10 protein-coding genes are annotated in these 15,127 nt (G+C 67.1%); 6 read left to right on the top strand and 4 right to left on the bottom strand.

All coding sequences use genetic code 11. From position 1 onward, the window contains the following. Window positions 1–133 precede the first annotated feature (133 nt). From ACOGXD_RS13070 to ACOGXD_RS13060, 3 genes are all read left to right on the top strand, one after another. On the top strand, window positions 134–1,378 hold the full coding sequence (locus ACOGXD_RS13070) for a quaternary amine ABC transporter ATP-binding protein (protein ID WP_419915471.1): 1,245 nt from the start codon (window positions 134–136) through the stop codon (window positions 1,376–1,378). Next, window positions 1,375–4,026 carry an ABC transporter permease gene (locus ACOGXD_RS13065; protein WP_419915470.1) on the top strand — a complete coding sequence of 884 codons (2,652 nt, stop codon included), beginning with the start codon at window positions 1,375–1,377 and terminating at the stop codon, window positions 4,024–4,026. The genes ACOGXD_RS13070 and ACOGXD_RS13065 overlap by 4 nt, the downstream gene beginning before the upstream one ends. 191 nt (window positions 4,027–4,217) lie before the next feature. Continuing rightward, the gene (locus ACOGXD_RS13060; RefSeq protein ID WP_419915469.1) at window positions 4,218–5,426 is read left to right on the top strand and encodes a glycine betaine ABC transporter substrate-binding protein; all 1,209 of its coding nucleotides are present in this window, start codon (window positions 4,218–4,220) and stop codon (window positions 5,424–5,426) included. Between the two features lie 100 nt (window positions 5,427–5,526). Here ACOGXD_RS13060 and ACOGXD_RS13055 read toward each other — a convergent pair whose 3' ends face one another. Beyond that, complete coding sequence (locus tag ACOGXD_RS13055; RefSeq protein WP_419915468.1) at window positions 5,527–6,354, bottom strand: SDR family NAD(P)-dependent oxidoreductase; 828 nt, start codon at window positions 6,352–6,354, stop codon at window positions 5,527–5,529. Between the two features lie 427 nt (window positions 6,355–6,781). After that, window positions 6,782–7,504, bottom strand: a complete 723-nt coding sequence (locus ACOGXD_RS13050; RefSeq protein ID WP_419915467.1) for an alpha/beta fold hydrolase — start codon at window positions 7,502–7,504, stop codon at window positions 6,782–6,784. A 30-nt stretch (window positions 7,505–7,534) separates the two neighbouring features. Here ACOGXD_RS13050 and ACOGXD_RS13045 point away from each other — a divergent pair, with 30 nt between their 5' ends. Then, window positions 7,535–8,386 (top strand): alpha/beta fold hydrolase, encoded by an 852-nt coding sequence (locus ACOGXD_RS13045; RefSeq protein WP_419915466.1) that lies wholly within the window; start codon window positions 7,535–7,537, stop codon window positions 8,384–8,386. Window positions 8,387–8,432: 46 nt separating this feature from the next. Here ACOGXD_RS13045 and ACOGXD_RS13040 read toward each other — a convergent pair whose 3' ends face one another. Beyond that, window positions 8,433–9,575 (bottom strand): amidohydrolase family protein, encoded by a 1,143-nt coding sequence (locus tag ACOGXD_RS13040; RefSeq protein ID WP_419915465.1) that lies wholly within the window; start codon window positions 9,573–9,575, stop codon window positions 8,433–8,435. A gap of 155 nt (window positions 9,576–9,730) precedes the next feature. On the opposite strand from ACOGXD_RS13040, the gene ACOGXD_RS13035 reads away from it, so the two are divergent. Next, complete coding sequence (locus tag ACOGXD_RS13035; protein WP_419915464.1) at window positions 9,731–10,720, top strand: NADPH:quinone oxidoreductase family protein; 990 nt, start codon at window positions 9,731–9,733, stop codon at window positions 10,718–10,720. On the opposite strand, the gene ribH is transcribed toward ACOGXD_RS13035, so the two are convergent. After that, entirely contained in the window at window positions 10,717–11,202 is a 486-nt protein-coding gene (gene ribH, locus ACOGXD_RS13030; RefSeq protein WP_419915463.1) for a 6,7-dimethyl-8-ribityllumazine synthase, read from the bottom strand. The two genes, ACOGXD_RS13035 and ribH, sit on opposite strands and share 4 nt — an antisense overlap. A 51-nt stretch (window positions 11,203–11,253) precedes the next feature. Between ribH and ACOGXD_RS13025 the strand changes: the two genes are divergently transcribed. Continuing rightward, window positions 11,254–15,093 carry a hydantoinase B/oxoprolinase family protein gene (locus ACOGXD_RS13025; RefSeq protein WP_419915462.1) on the top strand — a complete coding sequence of 1,280 codons (3,840 nt, stop codon included), beginning with the start codon at window positions 11,254–11,256 and terminating at the stop codon, window positions 15,091–15,093. Window positions 15,094–15,127: the final 34 nt, after the last annotated feature.

Below are 15,127 nucleotides of genomic sequence, written 5' to 3'. Positions count from 1 at the left end.
CGCACAGGTTTGGCCGCTTCCTGTTCTTTCGCGATCGCAAGCGATTTCCGCTGCTTCCAGGCGGACGCAAGCGGATTACCGACCGGCGCTCGCGGCGCGCCTAACGTGGCAGCCGACAAACCAGGGGGGACACATGAGCGACGACGCAGCCAACGGAGCTGCCGAGGGCGACGAGATCATCCGCCTCAGCGATGTCTACAAGATCTTCGGGCCGCAGCCGAGAGGCCGCGCATTCGAGCTGGCACGCTCCGGCGTGCCCAAGAACGACGTGCAACGACTCTCCGGGCACGTCGTCGGGCTCACCGATGTGAACTTTTCCGTCAAGCGGGGCGAGATCTTCGTGGTGATGGGCCTGTCCGGTTCGGGAAAGTCGACAGCCATCCGGATGGTCAACAAGCTGCACGACGTCACCCACGGCGAAGTGCTGGTGGACGGCGTCGACGTGCAGAAGCTCGACGGAACCGACCTGCAAGAGTTCCGTCGGGAGAAGATGGGCATGGTCTTCCAGCACTTTGCTCTCTTTCCGCACCGCAAGGTGCTCGACAACGTCGGCTACGGGCTCAAGGTGCAAAAGGTCGATCGCTCCGAGCGGAACGAAGCCGCGATGCGGGCACTGTCGCTGGTGGGGCTGGCTGCGTTCGCCGACCACCGGCCCGCCCAGCTCTCCGGTGGCATGCAGCAGCGTGTCGGTCTGGCGCGAGCGCTGGCCTCTGACCCCGACATCCTGCTCATGGACGAGGCGTTCAGTGCACTCGACCCCCTCATCCGGCGTCAGATGCAGGACGAGATGATGGAGATCCAAGCCGAGGTCCACAAGACGATCCTGTTCATCACTCACGACCTCAACGAGGCGCTGCGCATCGGCGACCGGGTCTGCATCATGAAGGACGGCGCCGTGGTGCAGATCGGCACGCCCGAGGAGATACTCACGGAGCCTGCCACGGGTTACGTGGCCGAGTTCGTCCAAGATGTCGACCAGGGACGGGTCATCAAGGCGCACGAAGTCATGAGCGAGCCCCGGCCGATTCCTGCTGACATGTCGCTCAGCGATGCACTCACGCTCTGCCAGGACATTGCCGGCCGCTTCTGTTGCGACTCGTCAGGCAAACCGGTCTCGCTGCTGACGGCTGCCGACGGCCTGCGCGCCCGCAGCATGGGCAGCAATGACCTCAAGAAGGCGCTGAGAACCGATTTCGACAAGTGCAGCCCTGACGCCACGCTCAACGAGCTGTATGCGGCAGCGGGACGCGGCCTGTCCATCGCAGTCGTCGACGAAGACGGCAAGCTCATCGGCAACGTCGATCCCCGCTTGATCATGGAGGAGATGGGCCGGGTCGAGGGGCTCATAGAGGGCTTCGAGCGGGAGGTGTTCATGTGAGCGCCGCCATGCTCCTCGCCCAGGCCAACGGCGAACAAGCAGACGATTCGGGCCATTTCTTCGACGAATTCGTGGACACGATTACGGCGCCCGAGGCGGGCGATCGCATTGTCGACTGGGTGACCACCGGCATCGAGTGGGCGTTGCTGCTGGCCATCTTCATCGTGCCGGCGCTGCTGCTGTTCGGGGGCGCTATCGGACGCCGCTACGGACTGGCGGCCGGCGGTCTCGTCGGCATCGTGGTCATGTGGTGGTACCGCGTCAGGCCCGAGGAGACGGTGGCCTCGGGCAATCGCCTCTTCTCCACACCCGACGGCGTCATCCAATGCCGGGATGCCATTGTCGACTCAGAGGACGAGCTCGTCGAATGCTCATCGGGCGTCGTCGCCCAAGTCCGCCAGAACACCGTGCTCGACAACTGGCAGATACCGGTAGGCGACTGGGTCGAGCAGGTCGTCTTCTGGGTGGACAACAACATGAAGGCCACCTTGGAGATCATCGAATGGCCGTTTCGAAGCCTGCTGAGAGTGATCGTCGACGAATGGCTCTTGCAGATGTCGTGGCTGACGGTGTGCATCGCCGTCTTCCTGCTCGGCTGGTTGTTCCGCAACTTCCAGGTGGGGTTCCTGGCATTTGTCGGGCTGCTCATCTGCGGTTTGCTGGGTGAGGCCTACTGGCGTGAGACAGCGCTGACGATCGGCTTCATCGGCGTGGCCGTGATCCTGTGCGTTTCGATCGGGATACCCATCGGCGTCTTGTGCGGCCGCGTCGACGGTGCGTGGAAAGTGGTGCGGCCGGTACTCGACGCCATGCAGGTCGTCCATTCCTTCGTCTACATGCTGCCGTTCATCTTCTTCTTCGGCGTCGGAGTCGTCTCGGCGACGATGGTGACGATGACCTTCGCGTTGCCGCCCCTGATCCGGCTGACGAATCTCGGGATCCGGCAGGTGCCCGAAGATGTCGTGGAGGCGTCACGTGCATACGGCGCGCCGGAGTGGCGTGTCTTGACCGACGTGCAGCTGCCCTTGGCTCGGCCGGCGATCATGACCGGTCTCAACCAGACCCTGCTGCTGGCAATTTCGATGCTGGGCATCGCTGCGATCATGGGCGCGGGCGGCCTCGGCCGGCTGCTCTTCCAGGCCATTTCCAATCTGGACATCGCGCAGGCCGGTTCCGGCGGCTTGGCGTTCTTCTTGGTGGCAGTCGTGCTCGACCGGCTGAGCCAGCCCGAAGCCGGGGATTCGGGCAACCTCATCACCCGGATCGCGCAAGCGTGGCGGAACCGCCGGACGCCGGAGAATCTGCTCGCGGAGCGCGAGGAGGCCGACGCGTCGGGATCGGTTCCTGATGCCGAACCCGACGCACCAGATGAGGCATTCGTGACGGCGGGCAGTCGCGAGCGGAGCGCTGTCATCGTCACCGCGGTCGGCGCTGTCGTTGCCCTCGTCGCCCTGCTGCTGCCGTGGAACTCCGATGCGGGCCTGGTATCGGCCTACGCGCGCACCACCGATGTCGATCTCCGTACAGAGCAGTGCGCTGGCAACTGGGTCGAGGCACGGTCTCTCGACCCGCTGGCGGCCGACGGGACAGAGTTGATCTGTGACACCGGCGCCACGACCTTCGTATCGAACAGCTTCAACGGTGTCTCGGCATCTGGCGGTTCGTGGTTCGGCATCTTTCTCGCCATCCTCAGCGCGGCGGCGCTGTTCGCCGCCCTCAACACGCTGCTGCGGCCTGGTCAGGGCTCGCGCTGGCTGTCAGCTCACGGTGCCGTCGTCTTTTCGCTGGCATCACTGATTCCCGCCGTCGCGTACATGTTCGCCCGACCGCCTGACAACGTCGCGGAACTGGGCATCTACAGCACCGGCGCAGGCGTGTACATCGCAGTCATCGGAACGCTCATCGCTGCGGTCGGCGCGCTCGTGTGGGTGTGGTCGGCACCGATGACTGCTCGCAGGCCCTTGTCGGCAAATGTGGGCTGGGGCCGCCTGCTCGGCGGGTCATTTGCCGTCCTGCTGTTGGTGATGGGCGGCTACGCCGGATGGAGTTTTGACACTCGCGCCGAGTCAGTCATCGACGACGAACTGCAAGCTGAGCTTGATCAGATAGCTGCCGAGGGCGCAGCGGCGTCAGAGGCGGCACGCGTCGCAGCGATCGCTGCGGACGAGGCTGAGGCCGCCGGAGACTTGGACTTGGCACAAGAGCTGCAGAGCGAGGAACGCCGTCAACTCGCACTCGAGGGCGTGAGGGCTGCAGACATTGCAGCGAAGATTGAGCAGGCCCAGCGACAGGGTGACATCATCCACGACGGATTCGAGTCCGAGGGCGCTGGCTTGGGCATCTGGACGCTGATAGCGGGTATTGCGGCCCTCGGACTGAGCATCCCGGCGATCGGCCTGCTCGGCATCGACGAAACGTTCCGTTACCGGTGGAGCACCGTGGTCGCCGGACTCGGTCTCGGCATAGCGGTAGTTCCCCTCGCGTGGATCGTCACGATTGTGCGTGTCGCCGACACCAACTTTGTCTCGGGTGTCGGAGCGATGTTCGTGCTCACTGCCGGGGTGACGGTGTTCGCCACAGCCCGTGGAACTCTCTCAGAGTTCGAGCGCAACAAGATCTACGGCGATATTCCCGTCAACTCGGGCTAGCAATCGCTCCCCACCGCCCAAAGCACTCCGAACATGTATGCGCGGTCTAGGGTGTTAGGCGCGCACAAGGCCCGACTACGCTGCTGCGCAAGGAGCCCTCGTCGAGCCGGGCGAACGGCGCCGCACATGCGTGGTCGCAACACGGTGCGCCGCGTGACGCAATCTGTCGCAGATCAGGGAGGATCTCCGCAATGAAATCGAAACGATGGACCAAGCTGCTGCTGCTACTAGCAGCCTTCGCACTGTTCGCTGCCGCGTGCGGCGACGACGATGACGGCGACGCCACTGCCACTGCTGAGACAGAGGCTCCCGCCGCCACGACCGAAGCCATGGTCGAAGAAGAGCCCATGGAAGAAGAGATGTCGATGACACCCGGTGAGGGTGTCAGCGTCACCATGGGTCAGGCCAATTGGAGCACCGGCTACTTCCAAGCCCAGCTGTACCGCCAGCTGCTGGAGGAGCTGGGCTACACGGTGAGCGACCCGGCCGAACTCGAGCTCGGGCCCAACAATGCCTACATCGCCATGGCCGAGGGCCAGATGGACTTCTGGGCCAACAGCTGGTATCCGGGGCACTTGGCGTGGCTGGCAGGCGAGCTGCCTGACGGATCACTCGTCGGCGATCACCTGACGGTGGTCGGCGAGGAAATGATCGCCGGCGGCCTGCAGGGCTTCCTGGTGACCAAGTCGTTCGCAGACGAGTACGGCGTGTACACGATGGATGCGCTGAACAGCAACGCCGACGCGTTGGCCGCATTCGACGCCACCGACCCGGTGCCGGGCAACGGCGTCGCCGACATCTTCGGCTGCCCCGAGTCGTGGACCTGCGACAACATCATCACCAACCAGATCCTGTTCTCGGGCTGGGACAACATCAACCAGACCATCGCCGGCTATGACGCCATGTTCGCTCAGGCCGTCGACTCGGCCAATGAGGGCGTCCCGATGGTGGCCTACACCTGGACGCCGTCGGCGTACATCACACAGCTGCGCCCGGGCGACAACGTCTACTGGATGGGTGTCGACGAGATCCTCGACGACTCCAACCCGTCTGGCACTGAGGGCGGCGAGGAGCACTCGCAGCGTGGCGAGGACGGCAGCGGCGGCTACGCAGCCATCGGTCCGGACCAGTGCCCGTCGGCGGCCGACAATGCTGACGGGTTGTGCCCGATCGGCTGGATTGCGGCTGACATCCTCGTTACCGCCAACAACGACTTCCTCGCTGCCAACCCGGCGGCGGCGGCACTGCTCGAAGCGGTGAAGCTGTCGGTGATCGAGGTGTCGCTGGCCAATGTGGAGCAGGGCGAGGGCGCTGCTCCGGGAGATCTGGCTACTGACTGGATCGCCAACAACCGGGCCACGGTCGACGCCTGGCTCGACGCAGCACGCGCCGCTGCGTAAGCAACTGAACGCAGCCGCAGCCCGGGAGGGCTGACGGCTCAGGCGCACAACGGAGGGCGCCGGACCGCGGTCCGGCGCCCTTCGCGCGTTCGAGCGCAGCTCAGTCCTCGAGTTCCGGCAGGGCCGGCGGAGCGTTCGAGGCCGTCACACGGGCCAACCCGCCGTCCACCACCAGCGTCTCGCCAGTGACGTAGCGGGATGCATCCGATGCAAAGAACAGCACGACGTCGGCGATGTCGTCACCGAAGCCCCAGCGCTTGAGCGCAATCTGGCCGGCGAGGTCCTCAATGAGACCCGGTACGTTGTTCCGGGCGTCCTCCCAGATGGCCGTCGCGATCAGACCGGGCGCTATCGAGTTCACCCGGATGCCGTCGGGGCCCCAGTCGGCTGCGAGCGCTCGGGTCATGGCGTCGACAGCGCCCTTGGTGCCGGCATAGGCGACGCGGCCGAGCGGTCCGTGCACGCCGGCGACGGAACTGATGTTGATCACCGATCCCCCGCCGCGAGCGACCATCGATGGCGCCAACCCGGTGCTCAGCATGACCAGCGAACGCACGTTGATCGAGAAGACCAAGTCAAAGTCGTCCTCAGTGAGTTGAGCAGGTGTGCGTCGCATGGGGATGCCCGCGTTGTTGACCAGCACGTCGACGCCCTCGACCTCGTTGAGAATTCGCCGAGCCAAGTCAGTGCCCGCACCTGCGGGAGCAAGATCGGCCGTCAGGACCACCGGGTCATGCTGCAGTTCGGCTGCGACGCGTTCCAGATCTGCCGTGGTGCGACCGGCCAGCACCACCCGGGCACCCGCGCCGTCCAGTGCCCGTGCACTGGCTTCGCCGATGCCCCGGCTTGCCCCGGTGACCACAGCCACCTTGCCATCCAGCCGCGCACTAGCCGGCCCGGGTGCGTACGAATCACTGCTGTTCGCCATAGGCGGCAACGTAGCGTTCACCGCCTTCGCCGACAGATCTCGACGCGGCCCGACGGCAGCTCCGTTTGCTGGGGCCTCGAGCCGCGCTCTTCGGATCAGCCGCGATGCGAACCTTCGTCGAGCTTGTAGCCCTCAGCGGCGACCTGCTCGATGCCCTTATCGACCGGGCTGGTGCGATGGGCGGGACCCGTTCCTGTCCCTCGAGCGACGTGAGAGGATTCCTTGATCGTCCGGGCAGCCTTCTCGAAGGGATGCGGATGGCGCGGTGAGTTCTTGCGAGACATACCCGACAGGAACGAGCTGATTTCAGACCGGAAACGACTGATTCGAGATTGCTTTCGACGGCCCACGTCATTCCCTTTCCGGCCTCACAGCCTCCACTGCCGAGCCTACAACGCCGGTTTCGCTGCCTCCCCGCGGGCCCAGCTCAGGGGGTATGTGCGACCAGGAATGCAGCGAATTGGTCCATCGCTGCGGTCCTTCCGTCGCCGTCCATCCAGTCTTCGATCAGCGTGGAGTTGGGTGCCACCTCATGGACGATCCGCGACGACGACTCCGGGTGGTACAGGTCACTGCCGAGCAGCACCAGCAGCGGCGTCTGGACAGTCGCGACGAAGTCCCGGTCGACGTTGAACAGGAAGTTGTCGCCGTCGTACATGTTCGAGCGGAACTGATCCCAGGCCGTGTCATCGGCTTCGGGATGGTCGTCTCGGATCGCCTGCGCCCAGTCGTCGAACATGTCGTAGAAGGCGCGGCGGTTCTCGTCGAGCCCGATGGTCTGGAACAGCGTGGCGCTCGCGACCCGCTCGGGCGCTGCCTGGATCAGCCCCATGATGTAGGGGCCGCCGATGCACATGCCCGCCAGATGGAACTGCTCGCAGCCGAGGTGGTCCATGAGCGCGAGTTGGTCGGCCGTGTAGGTGGCCCAGCCGTCGTCGGCGGAGACCGGCGCCGTGGAGCGGCCTGCATTGCGCTGGTCCATCGCTATCACCCGGTACCGGTCGGACAGCTGGGTGATCGGGTTCCACGGGGTCTGCTGCCAGAACGACGCCGCCGAGCGCATGCCGCCCGGAGCGATCAGCAGCAGGGGGAAGCCCGAGCCGTAATCGTCGTAGTGGATGTCCACGGAGCCGCGTGTGAAGTTCGCCATGGCGAGAGTCTGCACTATCGTGCGGCGGCGATGATGCGCCTGACCATCTCAGACGGTGAACACGCAGTGCTCCATGATCTCGGCGGGCACGGAACGCCCCTGCTCCTGACGCATGGCAACGGCCTCAATGCCGGCATGTGGGCCACCGTGGTACCTCACCTGCAGGACACATTCCGGTGCTGGGGACTGGACTTCCGGGGGCACGGCGCCTCACGCCCGCAGCACGACGACATGTCGGTGGAGCGGGCGCGTTTCGTGGAAGAGGTGCTGACCGCGGTGAACGCCCTGGGAGGCGAGCCCCTTCTGGCCGCCGGCCACTCGCTGGGGGCCGCCAGCCTGCTGCTCGCCGAGCTGCAGCATCCGGGCAGCTACCGGGGCCTGTACCTGTACGAGCCAGTGCTGGTGCCCGACGGCTTTCCCATGCCCGATTCCGACCACGAGCTCGTGGTGGCGTCGCGGCGTCGACGCATCCGCTTCGCCACGATCGACGAGGCGTACGACCGCTTCGTCTCCAAGCCGCCGTTTTCTGGCTGCGAGCCCGAGGCAGTGCGGGCTTACGTCGAGATCGGCACCTATCCGTCAGGCGACGACGCCGTGCGGCTCTCGTGCTCGGGCGATACCGAAGCGCGCATCTACGAGTCTGGCGAACCGGTCGACTACAGCGCCTTCAGCGCGGTGACCTGCCCGACGGTTGTTGCCCGCGGCGACTCCCCCGCCATGTGGAACACCATCCCGCCGCAGGTCGCGCAGCCCATCGCCGAGTCGCTCGGCAATGGCCGGCTCGAGGCCTTTGCCGAGCTGAGCCATTTCGGCCCCATGGAGAAGGGCGAGCGCGTAGCCAAATCCATCCGCGCCCACCTAGAACCTCTCGTCGCCGCCTAAGCGGCGAGCAATAAGCACTGCGCGGCGTAGCCGCGAGCCGCGCCGCCTAGGCGGCTGCTGGGAGCGAATCGGGGTCGAGGCTGTAGAGCTCGAGGACGTTGCTCCAGACCATCTGTTCCTTCTCGTCGTCAGGAACGCCCGAGAGAATCTCATCCAGGATCGGCCGCGAGTTCGGCCAGATCGAATCGTGGTGCGGGTAGTCATTGCCCCACAGCAGGTTGCTGACGCCGATCGAGTGCCGTGTCGCTACGCCCTCCACGTCGTCCTCGAAGGTGACCCAGAAGTTCCGGTCGAAGTACTCCGACGGCTTCATCGTGAGCTCGTCGGACACCTCCCACGGCGTGCGGTACGCAGCGTGGTCGAGCCGCTGCTTGAAGTGGCCGACCCAGCCGGTCTCGTATTCGGCGCAGACGAAGCGCAGATCCGGGAAGCGCTCCACGACCCCACCGCAGATGAGATCGATGATCGTGTTGGCGATGGTGGTGTGGGCCAGCGTGTAACCCTTCAGGTGGCCGCCGGGCGTGCCCCAGTGCTCGGGCATGCCGCCCTCGAGGCTGGACCCGGTGAAGATGTGCATGGTGAGCGGCACGCCGAATTCCTGGGCCCGGGCCCAGAACGGGTCGAAGTCGGGATGGCAGTACGGCTTGGCAGGATCGACGTGTGCCGGGATGGCGAAACCGCGCACGCCGAGCTGCGCCGAGCGGTCGATCTCGGCGATGGCCCGCTCCACATCGGGCAGGGGCAGGCAGCCGACGCCGATGAGCCGGTTGCGATCCACCGAGCAGTAGTCGAGCACCCAGTCGTTGTGGTTGCGGAAGGCGGCGTCGCGCACCTCGTCGTCGGGAATGGCAAACGTGAACATCGACAGGCTCGGGTACATGACCTCGCCGACGATGCCGTCCTGGGCCTGTTCGTCGAGCCGGGCGTTCGGGTCCATCACGCCGGGGTTGAAGCCGTCGTAGCCCTGCTCGATGCGGGCGTGGGTGGCCGGGTCGGACAGGCTGGCACCGGCGATGCCCAGCCGGCCGACCGGCACCGGGCGGATGCCGCCCGGGAGCACGAGCCAGGTGCCCGGCTTGTCGTTGTAGTCCTTGCTGATGAACGGTGCCCGATCGCCGAACCTGTCCGTCAGTCCCGCATAGATCTCGGCCGCCTCGACCACGTGCGAGTCACACGAGTAGTACCGCATCGCTTTCCCCTGCTTCTGTTTGAGCGTCCGTACGCCTGGTTGCCCCAGCGCAGATGCACTGCGCGGCCAACAGTACCAGCGGCCTCCGCCGGGCTCCCGTGGGTGCGCCGGTGCTGCTCGGGCGGCGACCGCGCGCGATGTGCCATCGTGACGCCATGCGTGCTTTGGAAGTGCAGTCCCTCACAGGCCCAGCCGGCGTCGCCGTCGTCGACGCCCCTGAACCGGTTGCCGACGCCGACGGCGCATCGGTCATCGTCGACATCGTCTGCGGCGGCGTGTCGTTCCCCGATCTGCTCCAGAGCCAAGGCCTCTACCAGTACCGCCCCGACCCGCCGTTCCGACCAGGGATCGAGGCTGCGGGCGCGGTGCGGTCAGCACCCGCCGATTCGGGTTACGCACCCGGCGACCGGGTGTGCGTGTGGTCGAACGGCTGCCTGAGCGAAGTCGTGGCCGCCAAGCCCCGCGACCTGTTCGCGTTGCCTGACGAGCTGTCGTTCGAAGAGGGTGCCGCGCTGGTCATGAACTACCAGACGGCCGTGTTCTGCATGATCGACCGGGCGGGCCTGAGCGAGGGTGAGTCGGTGCTGGTGCTGGGTGCCTCGGGTGGCGTGGGCACCTCGGGCATCCAAGTGGCGAAGGGGGTCGGCGCCGGGCCGGTGATCGGCTTGGTCTCCACCGAGGCAAAGGGCGAGATCGCCCGGGCGGCAGGGGCCGATCACATCGTGCTCATCAGCGACACGTGGAAGGACGAGGTGCGCGAGCTCACCGGCGGTCGGGGCGTCGACATGACCTACGACCCGGTGGGCGGAGACCGCTTCCTCGACGGGATCCGGGCGCTGGCACGCTTCGGGCGGCTCGTCGTGGTCGGGTTCGCGGCGGGCGAGATCCCGACCGTGAAGGTGAACCGGCTGCTGCTGCGCAACGTGAGCGTGGTCGGCGCCGCGTGGGGCGAAGCCGTGGCTGCTGACCCGACGATCCCCGCCCGCATTCACGAACGCCTGCTCGGCATGATCGCATCGGGTGCGGTGAAACCGCCGATCGGGCAGGTGCTGCCCTTCGAGCAGAGCGCCGAGGCCTACCGGCTGCTCGACGAACGCGAAGCCGTCGGCAAGGTGCTCGTGCGCATGCGGCCCGATCCCAGCTAGCGGGCGAGGAAGTCGCGGGCCAGCAGCGCCATCGCTACGGCCACGTAGGCCGCGTCCTCACCGACGTTGTGACCTCCCGCGCCCTCGCTGCGAGCCGTCGCCTGTTCAGTGTTCTCCACCGTGACCAAGCCCAAGCCGACCGGAACGCCCGTCTCCAGCTGAACCGCCATCACGCCTTGCGCGGCGCCCTCGCTGACCAGCTCGTAGTGGGTCGTCTCCCCGCGGATCACGGCCCCGATCACGACGATTGCATCGACCTGTCCGCTGCGAGCGAGCACCTGTGCAGCGAACGGGATCTCGAAGCACCCGGGCACCGTCACCTCGGCCGTTTCGCCGACGCCGAGCTCATCTAGGCCTCGCCGGACGCCTGCTGCCAGCCGGTCCACGATCTCGGGGTTCCAGGTCGCCCGCACGATGCCGACGCGCAGCCCCGCACCGGCTCCCGTCGGCGGCCTGCCGCCACGCTGGTCGCCACTCGCCACGCCTGCACGGTACCCCGCAGCCTTCCGCGACGACGCGCCTACGCTGGGCCGATGGCAGGTGCACGCGCCCGGCTGGCGGCCGACATCGGCGGCACGTTCACCGACATTGCGTTGGAGGTCGATGGCGCAGGCGGCAGACCGGTCCTGCACACCGCCAAGGTGCTGACGACGCCTGACGCGCCGGCCGACGCTGTGCTTGACGGCGTCGAGCGTGTGCTGCGCGAGGCAGGCGTTGCGCCCGCAGAGGTAGGCGTGTTCATCCACGGCACCACCCTCGCCACGAATGCCCTCATCGAACGCCGGGGTGCACGCACGGCACTGCTGACCACGCAGGGCATCCGCGACTCGGTCGAGATAGCCCACGAGAACCGGTTCGAGCAGTACGACCTGTACATGCGCCGGCCCGAGCCGCTGGTGCCGCGCAACCGTCGTATCGGCATCCCTGAGCGGCTCGCTGCCGACGGCACGGTGCTGCTGCCGCTGGACGAGAACGCTGTGAGGGCTGCGGCGAAATCACTGGCGGCCGACAGCGTGACCAGCGTCGCGGTCGGCTACCTGCACTCCTACCTCGACGCCCGCCACGAGAAGCGCACCGCCGAGATCCTGGCCGAGTGCTGGCCCGAGGCGACCGTCACCATCTCCAGCGAGGTCTGCCCGGAGATCCGGGAGTACGAACGCTTCTCCACCGCGTGCGCCAACGCCTACATCGCGCCGCTCGTGAGGCAGTACCTGACCGATCTGGATGCACGGCTCGCAGCGCTGGGATTGGGCTGCGAGGTGTTCCTCATGACCTCCGGCGGCGGGCTGGGAACTCTCGCCGAGGCGCTGCGCTTCCCGGTCCGGCTGATCGAGAGCGGACCCGCAGGCGGCGCACTGCTCGCCTCGGGGATCGCCCGCGGCCTCGACTGCGAACGAGCCCTCAGCTTCGACATGGGCGGCACCACGGCAAAACTGTGCATCGTCGAAGGCGGTCATCCTCGCACGAGCCGCGAATTCGAGGTCGGTCGCGAGTACCGCTTCCTAGCCGGCAGCGGGCTCCCCCTGCGTCTGCCGGTGATCGAGATGGTCGAGATCGGTGCCGGCGGCGGATCCATCGCCAGCCTCGACGCACTCGGGCGCATCACCGTCGGTCCGGCCAGCGCAGGCTCCGAGCCAGGTCCAGCGGCCTACGGGCGCGGCGGAACCGAACCGACGGTCACCGATGCCGATGCGGTGCTGGGCCGGCTGGCGCCGGAACGGTTCGCCGGCGGCACGCTCACCTTCGACGTCGACGCCGCCGCCAAGGCCGTCGGGACCGCGCTGGCGGAGCCATCGGGTCTGCAGACGACGATCTCTGCCATCGGCATCTCCGAGGTTGTCGACGAGAACATGGCCAACGCCGGTCGTGTTCACGCCGCAGACCAAGGCTGCGACATCAGCCGCGGCACGCTCATCGCCTTCGGCGGCGCGGCGCCGCTGCACGCAGCGCGGGTGGCCGCCAAGCTGGGCATCGACGACATCGTGGTGCCTGCGGGCGCAGGCGTGGGTTCGGCCATCGGCTTTCTGGCCGCGCCGGTGGCGTACGAGTCGGTGCGCACCCGCCATGCCCGCGTGAGCGAGCTGACAGCAGCCAACTTGGCAGGGCTGCTCCGAGAGATGGCCGACGAGTCCGACGCGATCGTGCACGCTGCCGCGCCCGGTGCCGAGACAGCCACGCACGTGCGAGCCCTGATGCGCTACCGCGGTCAAGGCCATGAGATCACCGTCGACGTCGACGCTGCAGCGCTGCTCGCCGACAACATCGATAGCCCGAGCGACGCCGAGGTACGCAACCAGCTGCGCACCTCGTTCACGAAGGCCTACCAGCAGCTCTACACGCGCCACATCGGCAACCTTGAGATCGAGATCCTGAGCTGGCTGCTGGAAGTCCGTACCCCGCAGGCCCCCGCCGTCTCGCTGCATCCGACCGTCGCCGACGAACCGGTTGTCTCCGACGCGACTGCGCTCGTCACCGACACCACAACTGGCCGAGCCGTCCCCCATGCAGTCTTCGAGCGCGACACCCTCACCGAGGGCGCGTGGCTGGCCGGGCCTGCATTGATCACCGAGGACCAGACCACGACCTTGCTGCCCGCTGGAGCAGTGGCAACAGTCACGGCGGGTGGGCACTTGCGGCTCACCGGCGTCTCGGCGCCGCATACGGCAGCCGATGCCACTGCAGACCTCGACGCGGTACGGCTGGGCGTGCAGTGGAACCGCCTCATCTCGGTGACCGAGGAACAGGCACGGGCGCTCGTGCGTGCTGCCTTCAGCACCTCGACCCGGGAGGCCGGCGACCTGTCGGCGGGCATCTTCGACCCCCAGGGGCGGATGCTCGCCCAGTCGGTCACGGGCACGCCGGGCCATGTGAACTCCATGGCTTACTCGGTGCTGCATTTCCTGGATCGCTACCCGGCGTCGGAGATGCGCCCGGGCGACATCTTCCTCACCAACGACCCGTGGAAGGGCACCGGCCACCTGTTCGACATCGTGGTGGTCACGCCGGCGTTCCTGCGCGGCGAGCTGGTGGCGCTGTTCGCCTGCACGAGCCATGTGGTGGACATCGGCGGCGCCGGATTCACCACCGACTCGAAGGAGGTGTACCACGAGGGCCTGTACCTGCCGATCCTGAAGTTCGCCACCGACGGGGTGTTCGACCCGAACGTGGTGGCGATCATCGAGGCCAACGTCCGCGACCCGGTGCAGGTCATCGGCGACATCCACTCGCTGGCTGCCTGCAACGAGACCGGTGCCGCCCGCCTCATCTCGATGATGGACGAGTACGCCATGACCGACTTGGATGAGCTGGCGGAGCACATCATCACGTCATCGCACCGGGCCATGCTCGATGCGATCGGCGAGCTGCCGAGCGGCACGTGGAACTCCACGATGCGCGTCGACGGCATGGAGCAGCCCATCGACATCGTGTGCTCGCTGACCGTCGGCGACGACGGCATCGACGTGGACTTCGACGGCACCGGTCCTCAGTCGAGCTGGGGCATCAACGTGCCGATGGCCTACACCGACGCCTACACCTCATTCGGCGTGCGCTGCATCATCGGCCCCGACATCCCCAACAACACGGGTTCACTCGATGCCGTGCGGGTGCGAGCGCCCGAGGGCTGCATTCTCAATGCGCCCCACCCCGCAGCGGTGAATGTTCGTCACGTCATGGGCCAACTGCTCCCCGACGCCGTGTTCGGCTGCCTGAGCCAGGTGGTGCCCGAGCGAGTGCCGGCGGAGGGCACGTCGTCGTTGTGGAACCTGCTCGGCACGGGCATGTGGGAGCCCGACACCGGCGTCGGCGCGACGAATCGCTCCCGCACGACGGTTGGGCAATCGGGCGACGAAGCCGACCGGCGCAAGCTGGAGCGGTACATCCTGATGAGCTTCCATTCGGGCGGTGCCGGCGCCCGCCCGCAGGCGGACGGACTGTCGGCGACGGCCTTCCCGAGCGGGGTGCGCAACATGCCAGTCGAGGTGAACGAGATCGGCTCACCGCTCGTGTTCTGGCGCAAGGAGTTCCGCACCGATTCCGGCGGGCAGGGCAAGTACCGGGGCGGGCTGGGCCAGGTCATCGAGCTGGAGAACCGCCAGGGGCGTGATTTCTCCATCAGCGCGACCTACGAGCGAACCGTGTACCCGGCGCGCGGCCGGCACGGCGGCGGATCCGGGGCGCTGGGTCGCCTGTCGCTCGACGACGGCACCGAGGTGCGCGCCAAAGGGCGTTCGGTGATTGCCGGCGACCGCCGCCTGATCGTGGAGTTCCCGGGTGGCGGCGGTTACGGCGATCCCGCCGAGCGGAGTCCCGAGGCCGAGGCGCGCGACCTGCAGCTCGAATTCACTTCGACAGGTGACGCGCCGGCGCGATAATCCTGCGTTGGAGCTGGCCGTCAGCTCCTGAGTC

Origin of the sequence: Candidatus Poriferisodalis sp. (genome assembly GCF_965204125.1) — a bacterium.
Classification (GTDB): domain Bacteria; phylum Actinomycetota; class Acidimicrobiia; order Acidimicrobiales; family Poriferisodalaceae; genus Poriferisodalis.
The sequence above is the reverse complement of the archived record's forward strand: the minus strand, read 5'-3'. Positions and strand labels throughout refer to the sequence as shown.